Consider the following 13582-nt stretch of genomic DNA (forward strand, 5'->3'; position numbering starts at 1 on the left):
CTTTTTTATTATTATGTAATAAGGTTAAAGGGTGTTTTTAAATTTTTCTGGGTTCTTTACATAGCTTTCTATTATAAAACCACAATCCGTACATAATAGATGTTCAATCTCCGACCCTAAACTCAGTTTTCTTCTCATCGGAGTCATGACGGCATACCCTGAATGCTTTCCTTTTCCAAGATCTGTTCCACCACATTTTGGGCACGTTGTCGTAGGTAATTTAGTCATTAAGATCCCCTCCTTATCATCCCATTTTACCTCATCATACAACCAATTTTATCACTGATCTAATAATAGGTACATATCAAAACATGTTATTGACTAAGTAGTCAATGAGGTGTATTCTGAAATTGACTTCAGAGTCAACTATGGTTTACGGGGAGGAGAAGATATCATGGAAGCGGTAGAATTAAAGAATCTTTCAAAATTTTACAAGAAAAGCCGTGGAATTGAGAATGTATCACTTACGATTCATGAAGGAGAAATCTTTGGATTTATCGGTCCGAACGGGGCGGGTAAAAGTACAACGATACGTACGCTATTGAATTTACTACAGCCGACAGGTGGAACTGCGACAATTTTCGGTAAAGATATCGTGTCTGACTCAAAGGAAATTAAGAAGATTGTTGGTTATCTTCCTTCAGAAGTTCATTATTACGATGATATGAAAGCAATCGATTTGCTGCAGTATTCTGCTAAATTTCATCAATACAAAAATACGAATCGAATCTATGAACTTGCTGAAAAGCTTCAGTTGGATTTAAACAAGAAGATGGAGGATCTTTCTTTTGGTAATCGCAAAAAAGTTGGAATCATTCAAGCGATCCTCCATGAACCTAAACTTCTCATTCTTGACGAACCTACCGGTGGCCTTGATCCACTGATGCAAAACACATTCTTTGAATTGATTTCTAAAGAAAGGGAAAAAGGAGCAACGATCTTCTTTTCATCTCACATTCTGAGTGAAGTTCAAAAAATGTGCGATCGCGTAGCCATCATTAAAGATGGCAAGTTAGTTACTGTGGAGAAAGTTGAAACCTTAATCAAAAATAGTCTTAAGAAAATTAGTCTCACCATAGAGAATGGTGAAGACGTTCAATTCCCTTTTGAAGGTGTCAAAGATAAACAAACTCATGATAAGAACACAACGTTCCTTTATCGTGGAGACATGAACGTGCTCTTAAACCATCTAGCAACTCTCGACATTTTGGATGTGCTCATCCAAGAACCTTCTCTTGATGAAGTATTCATGCACTATTACGAATGAAAGGTGAGTGAACCAAATGATGATCTATAACCGTGAGATGAAGAAAAATATGAAGTCACTTTTGATTTGGTCCATCATTTTAGCTGGAATCATCTTGATGACGCTCAGTATCTATCCTCAGTTTACCCAAGATCAACAGACAATGAATGATTTGTTAAGTGCTTACCCGGATTCATTTAAGCAAGCTTTTGGAATGGATCGACTAAATATTGGCTCACTACTCGGCTTCTACGGGATGCAAATTCATTTCATGACAACATTGTTTGGTAGTATTTTTGCAGTCATGCTTGCGTCGAATATGATTGCAAAAGAAGAAAATGAGAAAACGGTTGAATTTTTACTATCAAAACCAATTACAAGAACTCGAGTAATCGCAGAAAAGCTTCTAGCTGTCTTGACGAATATTGTGATTCTCAATGTCGTTATTATGCTAGTTTGTTTAGTCGGGTTTCAATTTGCAGATGAAGATGTTCCTTTAAAAACATTCGGGCTATTGATCATTGGAACACTACTCATGCACATCACGTTCGCAGCTATAGCCTTTTTATTATCCGCAACCATGAAGAAAGCGAGAACAATAACTTCTGTTTCCCTTGGTCTTGTATTAATTTCGTATTTTCTTAGTGTGGTGTCAGGTATAACGGATGGTTTGGAATTCCTAACGTATTTTAGCCTATTCAAATACATTGACCCAGCAGATATTATTTCTAACGAATCGCTGAATTCCTTATACGTTGGCATTATGTTAATCGTTATCGTTTTAAGCATTTGGGGTACATTTAGCTATTATCGTAAGAAAGATATCGCCGTATAGGAAAGGAGGAATCTGTATGTATTCAAATTTCGAAAAACTGGCAGATGAAAAGAAAAAGCGAATTCTCACCATTTGTATAGAAGAGTTTGCCGATACTGGATATGAAAAAACGTCGACGGATACAATCACGGCACGTGCAGGAATTTCGAAAGGAATCTTGTATCATTATTTTAAAAACAAGAAAAACCTTTTCATCTATGTTGTCGACTATTGCCGAAAGCTGATTGGGGACAACATTATGGCCGAATTACAACATGTCGAGTCACAGGATTTCTTTAACCGAGTAAAAGAAGTTGTCTTAATTAAAAAGCGAGTTCAATTTCATTATTTAAAAGAAACTGAGCTTGTCACACAAACACTTCTTAACCCTCCTCAAGGTATGGAGGAAGAAATTCAATCCATGCTTCAGAAGAACATCGACGTGTATAGTGACCAATACCTTGAAAAGCTTATTGACCGAAGTCTTCTTAAGGAAAATGCAACTCCAGATAAAGTGATCAATCTCACGATGACTATTCTAGACCAAATCGCTCAAAAAAACCTAAAAGCATATCAAGAAAAAGCAATGAGCTTTTCAGAAATACTTGAAAAAATCGAACCCGAGTTAGATGAATATATCGATATCATTAAATACGGAGCGTTGAAAAGAGTCTAAAATAAAAATCGCGCGAGGCGCAATTTTTATTTAGCTTCTTTGGGATTTACTATACGATAAAGCGGCCGTCGCCATAACTTTAGCTGCGACTAACATCGCCCTTTCATCAAATGAAAAACGAGGATGGTGATGAGGGTATACTTGTTCTGCATCTTGGTTTAAAGCACCTGTAAAGAAAAAGGTACCAGGCACATGCTGCAAATAATAAGAGAAGTCTTCTCCACCCATTTGAGCTTCGTGTTCAGTTACTTCTTTTACATCAGGAACTAGCTCTGCATAGTTCTTCAATAGCTCTGTTTCAGTTTTATGATTGACTAGTGCAGGATAGCCATGAACATAGTTAAGCTTATAGTCGACATCCGCCGCTAAACATGTCCCTCTAACCACCCTTTCGATCTCTTTTTCCATTAACTCTTTTACGTTCTTTTTGAATGTCCTCACCGTCCCTACTAGTTGAACATTATTAGCGATGACATTGAATGCGTTCCGTGCATCAAATGTTCCAACTGATAGTACAGCAGAATCCAGGGGGTTCACTCTTCTGGATACTAACTGCTGTAAGTTGACTACTAATTGTGAAGCGATCACGATACTGTCCTTTGTTAAATGTGGCTGTGCACCGTGACCACCTCGTCCGATGATTTCAATCTCGAACCGGTCAGCGGCAGCCATAAACGGACCTTCTTTATACATGATCTTTCCCATTTCCTCTGTAGCCCTCAGGTGTGTTCCGAACACGACATCTACTCCTTCTAAGCAACCATCTTCAATCATTGCGATCGCACCACCAGGCTGATATTCCTCTGCATGCTGATGGATAAAGACGATGGTCCCTTCTAACTCATTCTGTATCGCATTTAGCGCTTTTGCTAAACAAAGTAATATAGCCGTATGTCCATCATGACCGCAAGCGTGCATCACACCATCCACCTTGGATTTATATGGAACCTCATTTTCTTCCTGGATTGGCAGCGCATCAAAATCGGCTCTCAAAGCAACGGTTTTACCAGGCTTCGTTCCTTTTAACGTTGCAACTACTCCTCTACCACCAACGTGCTCTCTGACATCATGACCTAACTCTCGATGATAGTTCGCTATAAGTTTGGGAGTTTCAACTTCTTCAAATGAAAGCTCAGGATATTGATGAAAATGTCTTCTCAGTTCTACCATCTCACTATATAAATCTTCAAGCTTATTAAATAGTTGATTCATAGCCTTCTCCCTTCAGAATGAAATGATCTGGTATCTTAATAAACTAAAGTTTACCACCTTCAGAATAATAAGAATATAACAAGCAAAAAACCCTCACGTCTTCAGTGAGGGTTCTACCATCTAACTTCCACTTATTGCAGATAATAGTTCTTCTTTTTCGTCATCTGTCACATATGCGCGATGATCAAATACATTGTACTCTTTTTTTCGAATCGATTTCAGAATCGCTCGGTATAAAAGTGCTGAACTTTTAACTGGGAGACGGGCGTCGAGAGGGTAAAGGTCGATCGTAGCAAAAGCATTCTCATAGTGATATTCCGCTCGAGCAGCTAGCTTCTCCCACAATTCAATGAATTCTGGCGTTACCTTTCGATTAAAAAGATCTGCCGATGATACACCGCTAGCGTTCATTTCATCAGTCGGAATATAAATACGATCTCGATCAAGATCTTCAGAAATGTCTCTTAATATATTTGTAATCTGCATCCCGATGCCTAAAGAAACCGCGCCATCTGAAAGTGACTCAACCTTTTTCGGTGCTAAAATCGGTAGAAGCATCAATCCAACGGTACTGGCAACGTGATACGAATAATGTTCAAGTTCACTCAACGATTTGTATCTAGATTTATAGAGATCCATCTCCTGTCCTACAATCATATCTTGAAAAGGTTGATGGTCCATCTTGAATTTTTGAAAAACATCGTGGAGAGCAATCCACATAGGGTCATTCACCAATCTTTCACCGTTCAAAAACCGAGCGAATTGAGATCTGAACTCAGTCAATTCTCTCTCTGGATCAGTGCCTTCATCTACAATATCATCGACTCTCCTACAAAAACTATAAACGGCCCAGACTGCTTTCTTTTTGTTTGAGGGTAACAAGGAAAAAGCTTTATAAAATGTTTTTGAATGATGTTTTATAATCGATTCACAATGTTTATATGATTGCTCCAGCATTTTCACTCACACCCTTTCTATTTCTTTTACTAAGAGATCGGCACCTTGCATCACGATCGGTATTCCACCGCCTGGGTGTACAGATGCTCCTACAGCATATAGGTTTTTGTAATTTAATGGTTTAACCTGAGGACGAAATGCACCAGACTGTGTTAACGTTGGTGCTATTCCAAAACTGCCCCCTTCAAATAATCCTTCCACTTCTGCATCAAGTGGGGTCCGAATTTCCATCCATTCGATTGCTTCCTTCAAATGTGGGAAGCCTCTTTCTTCTAGTACTCCGATGATTTCATTTGCTAATGAATCTTTTTCTTCCCAGTTAGTAGCAGTACCTGAAGGCACCGGGATTAGTGCATAGAGGACACCTTTACCTGGAGGGGCAAGAGAATGGTCTATTTTTGAAGGGTGGAACGTGTAGATCGCTGGATCCTTTGAAATCGATCGGTTTTTGAAGACGTCTTTCATATGAGCTTTAAACTCATCCGTCATGAAAAATTGATGGACATCGACTTCTTCATAAATTCGGTCGAGTCCAAGATAAAGGAGCAAGCAACCTGATGATGGTGTATACTTTTTCTTCGGTGGCTTCTCGGCTTTAATCAAATTATGAATCATTGGAAAATCTCCGTTAAAAACTACCTTATCATAATAAAATTCACCATCTAAGGCTCGGAATCCTTTACAATCGTTCTGATTTATTATCAACTCTTCAACTGCAGAGCCAAAGTTAACGGTAATCCCTTCTTTTTGAATATGTTTTTCTAATAGGGATATGAGGCTGGCATACCCGCCTTTGATATACCAGATACCATGCTCGTACTCACTAAAAGGTACTAGTGAATAGAGCGCTGGAGATCCAGAAGGATCGCCACCAATGTATAGCGTTTGTAGTGAGAAGGCATCCTGTAAACGCTCGTCTTTGAAATATTGGGAAGCCTGTGAGCGAACGTTTTGATGAGCTTTTAGTTCTAAGAGGAGCTTCATATTTTTAAAAGTAAAAAATTCTCTCTTATGAATAAAAGACTTTTCTAGAAAAGCTTTTTTTCCTTTATTAAATCTTACTCTCATATCATCTAGGTAGCGTAAAAACCCTTCTTCCTCTCCAGGAAACATCGATCTAATTTCATCTACCTGATTTTGAATATCACTCGTTTTGGTGAATGAAGAACCATCAGGGTAAATCATTCGATAAAGTGGATCGCAGCGGATCATTTCCACTTCTTCTCTATCAACTCCCGCTTTATTTAGAAACTCATAGATCATTTCTGGCAATAGTACGATCGTTGGTCCTTTGTCGATCTTGAAACCTTCCCTTTCGACAAATGCGAGTCTACCACCGAGAACGTTAGCTTTTTCGTGTATCGTAACGTTGTGTCCTTTTCTAGCAAGCATGAGAGCAGACAACATGCCACCGATTCCGCCACCAATAATTCCTATGTTCATGTGCCGCTCCTTTCTTGCTGGATGTTTTCTTGATGTAGAAGATTCGTAGTGATCCTTGCCGATTCCATAATCGTAGGAAGACCACTTCCTGGGTGTGTTCCACCACCTACAAGCCAACAGTGTTCGAATTCTTTAAACTGGTTTGGAGGTCTGAAGAACATCATCTGAGGGAGGTTATGAGCAAGATTAAACGTCGCACCTTTGTAAACGTTCATGTCGTACTCCCAATCAGTAGGTGTGTACATTTCTTCTACCTCAATATGATCTTCAAGATCGTTAAAGCCTGTTTTTTCTTTTATTTGGTTTAATACTAACCTTCTGAAATTATCTTTATGTTTCTCCCAATCTATTAAACTAAAGTTGTTCGGGACTGGAGCTAGAATATAGATAGAAGATTTCCCTTCAGGTGCCAACGTTTTATCCGTTACGCTAGCATTCTGAATATAAATAGAAGGATCTTCTGAAAGCATTTTTTGTTTAGTGATTTCCTCGACATTTTTCTTATAATCACCAGAAAATACAACTGTATGGTGTGATAAATCATAAGATTTGTTAACACCTAGGTAAAGCATGAATGCTGAACAAGAATATTTCTTCCGTTCCATCTTTTTAGGGGAGTATCTTTTTCCTTTTCCTTCTGGAAATAAGTGATTTACGGCGTGTGCAAAATCAGCATTAACGATAACCTCGTCAGCATATTCCTTTCTTCCATCTGCAAGTTCAACACCTTGTACACTTGATCCATCGATAAGAATGCCTTTAACTGCTGTTCCGGTATGGATGGAACCTCCTTCTTCTTCGATGACTCTTGCCATCGCTTTGCATATTTGGTTCACGCCTCCGATCGGGTGAAAAATGCCATATTCATGCTCCATATACGATAAAATGGTAAACGCTCCAGGGCACTCCCATGGTGACATACCAAGATATTTCGCTTGGAACGTAAACGAGAGGCGAAGACGCTCATCATCAAAATATGTGGACAGGCGTTCATAAACGCTATCCGTTACAGTAAGCTTAGGTAACGCTTTTAAAAACCGCCACCTTCCATAATCAAATAACGAATCGTGCTTGTTTTGTAAAATTGGCATAAGAGCCTCGAACTTCTCTTTTTCTTCTTTCATAAACCTTCTATACCCTTCACCGTTACCAGGGAATAAGTTTTCAATTTGTTCGACCATTTCTTCCCTCTTACGTGTTGGAAAAAATGACATATGACCAAATTTCAACTCATACATAGGATCAACTTCAACTAAATCTATATAGTCATGAACATTACGACCTGATTGCTCAAAAACTTCTTCTAGTATATGCGGCATATTAAGAAAGGTTGGACCCCTATCGAATACGTAACCCTGACGCTCGAACGAGGATGTACGTCCTCCTACAAATGATTGTTTCTCATATATCGTCACTGCATATCCTTTACTGGCTAATAACATAGCTGCAGTCAGTCCGCCTGGCCCAGCACCTATTACAATGACTCTTTTGTTTTTACTCATGAAAACTTCCCCTTCCAGCTCATCCGCAAAAAGTCGTACAATTGTTATACAAACATTATACAGTTGCATGGAGATTTGTTCAATTATTTCGATGCTTCCGATTCGCTTTCATCAAAAAATACATGCTCAAGTGTGAAACACCCATCTTCTGATAACTCTAGTTTTCCAAAAGAATACTTTGGTTGTCTTCGCTTATAGGTTGGGGAGCCAGGATTAAAAACGATTTTCCCATCATATTCTTTATGAACAGGGATATGCGAATGACCAAAGATGACGATATCTACCCCATCACCTTCAAATAATTCCACGGCACGTTTTTCAGTTGTTTTACGACGTCCGTGTCCATGAGTAATCCCGATTCGCAATGATCCTATCTCAACGATGTTTTTCAAATCGAACTTTTCTTTAATCTGGTTATCATCGACGTTCCCATATACTCCTGAAGTTGGCGCATGGTGTATTAATTCTTCGTATACATCGATTGTTTGCCAGTCACCCGCGTGGATGATGAAGTCAGCATCTTCAAGCTCATTCACAAGTTTAAAAGGCAAGCTTTTCTTTTTCTTTGGTAGATGAGTGTCTGCGATAATTACGATATTCAATACATTCGCTCCTTTGTCGACTATTCCTACAAGAGGTGAATTATCTTGAAGCACACTGTTCGTCCTGGTGAAACTCTAACAAGCATCTCGGGAGATTACCGCGTCCCCCTTTGGGAAATGTTACAAGTGAATACTTTGCCTAATCCTAACCTTATCTATCCAGGTCAAATCATCTTGATTCCTGGGTATCCTGATCCTTCTACTATTCCCTATACGATTTATGTATCACTCTCTACCCGTAAACTATCACTATACAAAAATGGTGCCATTGTTAAGGTATACCCTGTTGGTGTCGGTCGTATGCTTCATGAAACCCCAAAAGGTTTGTACATCATCATCAATAAAGCGCCTAATCCAGGTGGGCCATATGGTACGATGTGGATGAGCATTTCAAAAAAACACTATGGTATACATGGTACCAACGACCCTTCATCAATAGGTAACTATGTATCTAGAGGATGTATCCGAATGTATAATGAAGACGTTGAAGAGCTTTCTAGAACGGTTCCTATTGGAACACGAGTAGAAATAGGTACTTAAACGAAGAGACACCGTCGATATGACGGTGTCTCTTCGTTTATTATACTTTTTCACTATAGTAATCGTATAGCAATCTGCCTGCATTTGCGATCGCGTCTCTTCCATATCGATTTTCTATCAGTCCAGCTGTTAAAAACGCGTAGAAAACAGGGCCATGCTGAGTGAATAATATTCCTACATCATGCTCGATTCCTTCTAATTCGCCTGTTTTATGAGCGAGTTCCCCTTCTGAAAGATGAGAAATCTTTGAAGGAAACTTATCTTGAAATTGTTGTTTTGTTAATACTGATAATGCCCATTCTTTAGACTCATTTGATAGCATGTTACCAGAATGAATTGCGTGTAACAATGTCACTGTGTCGCTAGCACACATCAAATTGTCTTTTCCTAATTTCAGAGATTCATGATCCATCATCTTTCTCATCAATGTAGAATGGTAACACCCTAATTTTCTCATCGTACTGTTGATAGAGGAAATCCCTAGTAGATCGATCAACTGATTTGTTGCTGTATTATCAGAGGAGATGATCATCAATATGATAAGATCCGAAACCTTCCATCCATCCTGTATAGAAAGGTGAGATAGCACCCCTGATCCCTGAACACAATTATGGTTCTCTACCATGATCGTATCGTCTAAATGAATCCGTCCATTTTCTGCTTGATATAATGCTTCAATCATAATAGGGATTTTTATTATGCTAGCAGATGATACAGGCTGTTCGGATTGTAATGTGATATCACCATCTGGACCTTTGATAAGAATTGAATGATTACCTTCAAGACCAATGAAACAGTCTTTTACTTTGTTTGAGATCATACTGAAATCTAACATCAATTTCCCCAATATCTCCTAACACCACAGAGCTCCTCTTCGTAGATCGTTCCCTTTAATGGTGTTATTTCGATTATGCGGCCTGTACTTGGAGAGTGAATCATCTTTCCATCACCATAATACATCCCGACATGGTGAACGCTCCCTTTTCCTTTCTCATAAGCGAAGAATAATAAGTCTCCCACATCCCAATTTCCATCCTGTACGTGCTCACCTGACTTCATCTGATCATGAGCGTCTCTTGGGATGGTGCAACCGATCGAACGTGCCATGTTATAACTAAAACCTGAACAATCATAGCCATAAGAGGACATCCCTCCCCAGAGATAAAGAAGTCCAATAAATTTTTCTGCGTTTTTTACTAGCTCATCTCCATTTCCAACATCACCATTTACTTCAACTAATTCTGAGTGCTCCTTTTTGATCAACCTATCGCCATGTGGTGTCCAAACTCTATATTCATCAATAGTGTGATCAATTAGAGGAAGTCTTGTTTGATAGCTTAGATGCAACGTATCATCACCTTGATTGGTTACCGCAGCACCATGTTTTATTATTGATACATATACTCCATCGCCATCATAAATTTCTTCTGATAGTTGCTCTGTAGGAATCCAGCCTGGGTAGCCTCTTGGATCCTTCGATGATGGCTGAGAAGGAACGATAACATGAGACCAGTCATTTTTTTCTTCTAAAATCAATACCTCATCCCCATAAAGGACCTGAGATTGAACTCGGTTTTCATCGCATAGTGCAAGGCTCGATGAATAGGAAAGTTGATCTAACCATCCTTCTAGATTTACTGGGTTATGTATCGCTTTTTCATCCACGTTTCTAGCGCTTTCCGGATTAGACCACAAAGTGGCTACTGTAACACTTACTGTTTTTCTAGTTAATTCCAATTTGTAAACCCCCTTGTTTAACTGAATGTATACCTAATCCTGTGTATGAGTTAAATGTTATCATACTTTTGTTGTACGCTACCCCTCCATCAACATTCTCTTCCTTAAACATTAGGGGGGCATCAAAATCGAAACGCGTAATATTTTTCTGACTTGCAGCAAAGTGAGCCGCTGCAGTAATTCCTAGTTTTGATTCGATCATACTTCCAACCATACACTCTATCCCAGCGCTCTCCGCTATGGCATTTATCTTTAAAGCTTGATGGATTCCACCTGCTTTCATTAGCTTAATATTAATCAAGTCAGCTGCACGGATCGAAACTACCTGTAACGCATCTCGCGCTGAAAAAACGCTCTCATCAGCCATGATTGGAGTATTCACAGAATCCGTCACTCTTTTAAGCCCTTCGATGTCATGGGCAGGAACAGGTTGTTCAACAAGATCGAGATTAATTCCTTCTTGCTCTAATTTCGTTATCGCGTAAATCGCTTCTTTAGCTGTCCAGCCTTGATTGGCGTCTAATCTGATACTTGCCTTATTACCTGTGCGATTTTGTACCTCTTTAATCCTCTCTAAGTCACGTTCGATCGTATCCTTGCCTACTTTTACTTTTAATATGTTAAAACCCTCACTCACATATTGAGAGGCATCATCTCCCATCTCTTCAGGAGAATTCACGCTTACTGTGTAGTCTGTTTCAAGCAAATCTCGAAACCCGCCTAGATATTGATAGAGAGGTAGATTGGACTGTTTCGCAAGAAGGTCATAAATAGCCATATCAACAGCAGCCTTTGCACTTGTATTTCTTACTAAAGAAGTGTGCAAGACTTTAAAGATGGTCTCGTAAGAAGATAACTCTAATCCAATCAATTTAGGTGAAATATGATTGTTGATCGATGAAATCACACTTTCCTTACTTTCACCTGTGATCGCAACGGTAGGTGGTGCTTCTCCCCAGCCAATTACATCTTCTGCCGTAACTTTCACAATGACAGATTCTGCTGTAGTAACCGTTCGAAGTGCTGTTTTAAAAGGTTTTTTTAATTGTGCACGCACAGCAAATGTTTCGATATTAGTTATTTTCATCACGATTCTCTCCTTGCATATGATTGTCTGCAACTTCATAAGAAAGAGCCTGGGCGCAAACGCACCCGGCTCTTTAAACTATTTGATATCTGCCGTTTTAAGCTCCATATAACCAACAGGGTGTCTAACGATTCCTGTTACATCTTCACTTTGTAAATAAACATGATTGTAGAAGTGAATTGGGAAAATTGGCATTTCATCGAATAAAATCGATTCTGCTTCGTGCATCAATTCAAATCGCTTTTCTTCATCTGTTTCATTCTTTGCTTGTTCGATCAAGCTATCAAACTCGTCATTGCTCCACCCAGTTCGATTCATAGAATGCCCAGTTTGGAAGCTTTCTAAGAAGTTAATTGGATCAGCGTAGTCAGCAAGGAACGAACTACGAGAGAATTGCAGCTTTAATGCTTTTTGCTCTGTTGAGAAGACGTTCCATTCCTGGTTCGCAAGCTCCACATCGACTCCTAGCGATTCTTTATACATTTGTTGAAGTGTTTCAGCAATCTTCTTATGAGAATCACTCGTATTATAAGTAAGTGTTACAGCAGGAAGTGTGTCATACCCTTCTTCTTCCATTCCTTTTTCAAGCAGTTCTTTCGCTTTTGCTGCATCGGTAGAAACCAGATCTCCTCCGACTTCTCTAAAGTCTCCTCCTGATGGGTCTTCAAATCCGTATGCAACAAATCCTTTAGCTGGTTTTTCTTGTCCTTTTGTTACGAATTCTACAATTTGCTGCTGATCGACAGCCATTGCGAATGCTTTACGAATGTTTGCATTTTGGAACGGTTCCATTTCAGTATTAAAGCGATAGAAGTACGTTCCAGACTGGTCTTCTACTTGTGCTTTTCCTTCGTCGAATAACTGTTCACTCAAGTCTGCAGGTACGTCAGATGTATGAAGATCTCCTGTCTTATACATTTGATACTCTGTATTTGTATCATCGACCATCGCCCAGTGAACTTCGTCAAGGTTTACACTTTCTGCGTCCCAATATTCTTCGTTCTTTTCGAAAACAAACTTCGTTTCATGAGTCCATGTTGAAAGTTTGAATGGACCATTACTTACATAGCTATCTGCTTCTGTATGCCATTCAGGGTTTTGTTCTACTGTTTCTTTATGAACAGGGAAGAAAGCAGGGTTTGAAATTAAAGTTGGAAAGAACCCAACAGGGCTAGTAAGTTGTACTTCAAGTGTTTTTTCATCAACGGCTGTTACCATCATATCTTCAGCGGAACCTTCGCCAGTATTGTAAGCTTCTGCTCCTTCAATAAAGTAAGCAAGAAAAGCAGCTGGTGATGCTGTATCTGGGTTAGCAAGTCGTTTCCACGCAAACTCGAAATCTTGTGCAGTTACAGGCTCCCCATTCGACCAACTTGCGTCTTCTCTAATGTTGAACGTATAGGTTTTTCCATCTTCTGAAACGTCCCACTCTTTTGCAGTAGCCGGTTGTGGCTCATCATTATCGTCGAGCCTCGTCATACCCTCCATCAAGTTATTCAATGCATTCCATGATACACTATCAAACCCGATCGGTGGATCAAATGACGTAGGCTCTGCTCCATTGTTTAATTTAAGAATTTTTGAGCTTTGTTCTTGGCTATCTCCTTCACTTCCACTATTCGAATTACTAGAGCTGTCTTGCGTTGTTGTACAGCCTACAATTCCAATAAGAAGAAGAAGCGAAAGAAACATGGTGACTATTTTTTTCATTTCGTTTCCCCCTAAACTAGTTTATAGAAAAGTCGCTCATAATGAGCACTCTACTA

The 13582-nt window shown here is 39.3% G+C and carries 14 protein-coding genes; 4 read left to right on the forward strand and 10 right to left on the reverse strand.

Going from position 1 to position 13582, the window contains the following annotated elements; all coding sequences use genetic code 11:
• Positions 1-24 precede the first annotated feature (24 nt).
• Complete coding sequence (locus ACXADT_RS13870) at positions 25-228, reverse strand: transcription initiation factor TFIIIB (RefSeq protein ID WP_474831652.1); 204 nt, start codon at positions 226-228, stop codon at positions 25-27.
• Between the two features lie 166 nt (positions 229-394).
• Between ACXADT_RS13870 and ACXADT_RS13875 the strand changes: the two genes are divergently transcribed.
• Genes ACXADT_RS13875 through ACXADT_RS13885 form a run of 3 tightly spaced genes read left to right on the forward strand, consistent with a single transcriptional unit; the run spans position 395 to position 2736 of the window.
• On the forward strand, positions 395-1267 hold the full coding sequence (locus tag ACXADT_RS13875; RefSeq protein ID WP_474811885.1) for an ABC transporter ATP-binding protein: 873 nt from the start codon (positions 395-397) through the stop codon (positions 1265-1267).
• Between the two features lie 16 nt (positions 1268-1283).
• Complete coding sequence (locus tag ACXADT_RS13880) at positions 1284-2081, forward strand: ABC transporter permease subunit (RefSeq protein ID WP_474831653.1); 798 nt, start codon at positions 1284-1286, stop codon at positions 2079-2081.
• A 16-nt stretch (positions 2082-2097) separates the two neighbouring features.
• Positions 2098-2736 (forward strand): TetR/AcrR family transcriptional regulator, encoded by a 639-nt coding sequence (locus ACXADT_RS13885; protein ID WP_474831655.1) that lies wholly within the window; start codon positions 2098-2100, stop codon positions 2734-2736.
• 30 nt (positions 2737-2766) lie between these two features.
• On the opposite strand, the gene ACXADT_RS13890 is transcribed toward ACXADT_RS13885, so the two are convergent.
• From ACXADT_RS13890 to ACXADT_RS13910, 5 genes are all read right to left on the reverse strand, one after another.
• Positions 2767-3948: a M20 family metallopeptidase gene (locus tag ACXADT_RS13890; RefSeq protein ID WP_474831656.1), complete on the reverse strand. Its 1182-nt coding sequence runs from the start codon at positions 3946-3948 to the stop codon at positions 2767-2769.
• Positions 3949-4068: 120 nt separating this feature from the next.
• Positions 4069-4905 (reverse strand): phytoene/squalene synthase family protein, encoded by an 837-nt coding sequence (locus ACXADT_RS13895; protein ID WP_474831657.1) that lies wholly within the window; start codon positions 4903-4905, stop codon positions 4069-4071.
• 6 nt (positions 4906-4911) lie between these two features.
• On the reverse strand, positions 4912-6348 hold the full coding sequence (locus ACXADT_RS13900) for a phytoene desaturase family protein (RefSeq protein ID WP_474831659.1): 1437 nt from the start codon (positions 6346-6348) through the stop codon (positions 4912-4914).
• Positions 6345-7850 carry a phytoene desaturase family protein gene (locus ACXADT_RS13905; protein ID WP_474831661.1) on the reverse strand — a complete coding sequence of 502 codons (1506 nt, stop codon included), beginning with the start codon at positions 7848-7850 and terminating at the stop codon, positions 6345-6347. Before ACXADT_RS13905 ends, ACXADT_RS13900 begins: the two co-directional genes overlap by 4 nt.
• A gap of 83 nt (positions 7851-7933) precedes the next feature.
• Complete coding sequence (locus tag ACXADT_RS13910) at positions 7934-8452, reverse strand: metallophosphoesterase family protein (RefSeq protein ID WP_474831662.1); 519 nt, start codon at positions 8450-8452, stop codon at positions 7934-7936.
• Positions 8453-8494: 42 nt separating this feature from the next.
• On the opposite strand from ACXADT_RS13910, the gene ACXADT_RS13915 reads away from it, so the two are divergent.
• Positions 8495-8992, forward strand: coding sequence for a L,D-transpeptidase family protein (locus ACXADT_RS13915; protein ID WP_474834549.1), 498 nt, complete (start codon positions 8495-8497; stop codon positions 8990-8992).
• A gap of 40 nt (positions 8993-9032) precedes the next feature.
• Here ACXADT_RS13915 and ACXADT_RS13920 read toward each other — a convergent pair whose 3' ends face one another.
• The 4 genes from ACXADT_RS13920 to ACXADT_RS13935 form a co-directional block, all read right to left on the reverse strand.
• Positions 9033-9827, reverse strand: coding sequence for a serine hydrolase (locus ACXADT_RS13920; protein WP_474811898.1), 795 nt, complete (start codon positions 9825-9827; stop codon positions 9033-9035).
• On the reverse strand, positions 9827-10729 hold the full coding sequence (locus tag ACXADT_RS13925) for a C40 family peptidase (RefSeq protein ID WP_474831664.1): 903 nt from the start codon (positions 10727-10729) through the stop codon (positions 9827-9829). Before ACXADT_RS13925 ends, ACXADT_RS13920 begins: the two co-directional genes overlap by 1 nt.
• Positions 10716-11816: a dipeptide epimerase gene (locus tag ACXADT_RS13930; RefSeq protein ID WP_474831666.1), complete on the reverse strand. Its 1101-nt coding sequence runs from the start codon at positions 11814-11816 to the stop codon at positions 10716-10718. The genes ACXADT_RS13925 and ACXADT_RS13930 overlap by 14 nt, the downstream gene beginning before the upstream one ends.
• A 78-nt stretch (positions 11817-11894) precedes the next feature.
• A complete protein-coding gene (locus tag ACXADT_RS13935; protein WP_474831668.1) occupies positions 11895-13526 on the reverse strand; it encodes a peptide ABC transporter substrate-binding protein in 1632 nt (543 codons plus the stop codon).
• Positions 13527-13582: the final 56 nt, after the last annotated feature.

The organism is Anaerobacillus sp. ABR4_321 (assembly GCF_056158505.1).

Bases quoted from the DNA above. Each gene is read 5' to 3' on its own strand.
- ACXADT_RS13895 (WP_474831657.1), bottom strand. From the start codon at position 4,905: ATGCTGGAGCAATCATATAAACATTGTGAATCGATTATAAAACATCAT.
- ACXADT_RS13900 (WP_474831659.1), bottom strand. From the start codon at position 6,348: ATGAACATAGGAATTATTGGTGGCGGAATCGGTGGCATGTTGTCTGCT.
- ACXADT_RS13935 (WP_474831668.1), bottom strand. From the start codon at position 13,526: ATGAAAAAAATAGTCACCATGTTTCTTTCGCTTCTTCTTCTTATTGGA.
- ACXADT_RS13905 (WP_474831661.1), bottom strand. From the start codon at position 7,850: ATGAGTAAAAACAAAAGAGTCATTGTAATAGGTGCTGGGCCAGGCGGA.
- ACXADT_RS13875 (WP_474811885.1), top strand. From the start codon at position 395: ATGGAAGCGGTAGAATTAAAGAATCTTTCAAAATTTTACAAGAAAAGC.
- ACXADT_RS13885 (WP_474831655.1), top strand. From the start codon at position 2,098: ATGTATTCAAATTTCGAAAAACTGGCAGATGAAAAGAAAAAGCGAATT.
- ACXADT_RS13870 (WP_474831652.1), bottom strand. From the start codon at position 228: ATGACTAAATTACCTACGACAACGTGCCCAAAATGTGGTGGAACAGAT.
- ACXADT_RS13930 (WP_474831666.1), bottom strand. From the start codon at position 11,816: ATGAAAATAACTAATATCGAAACATTTGCTGTGCGTGCACAATTAAAA.
- ACXADT_RS13880 (WP_474831653.1), top strand. From the start codon at position 1,284: ATGATGATCTATAACCGTGAGATGAAGAAAAATATGAAGTCACTTTTG.
- ACXADT_RS13920 (WP_474811898.1), bottom strand. From the start codon at position 9,827: ATGTTAGATTTCAGTATGATCTCAAACAAAGTAAAAGACTGTTTCATT.
- ACXADT_RS13890 (WP_474831656.1), bottom strand. From the start codon at position 3,948: ATGAATCAACTATTTAATAAGCTTGAAGATTTATATAGTGAGATGGTA.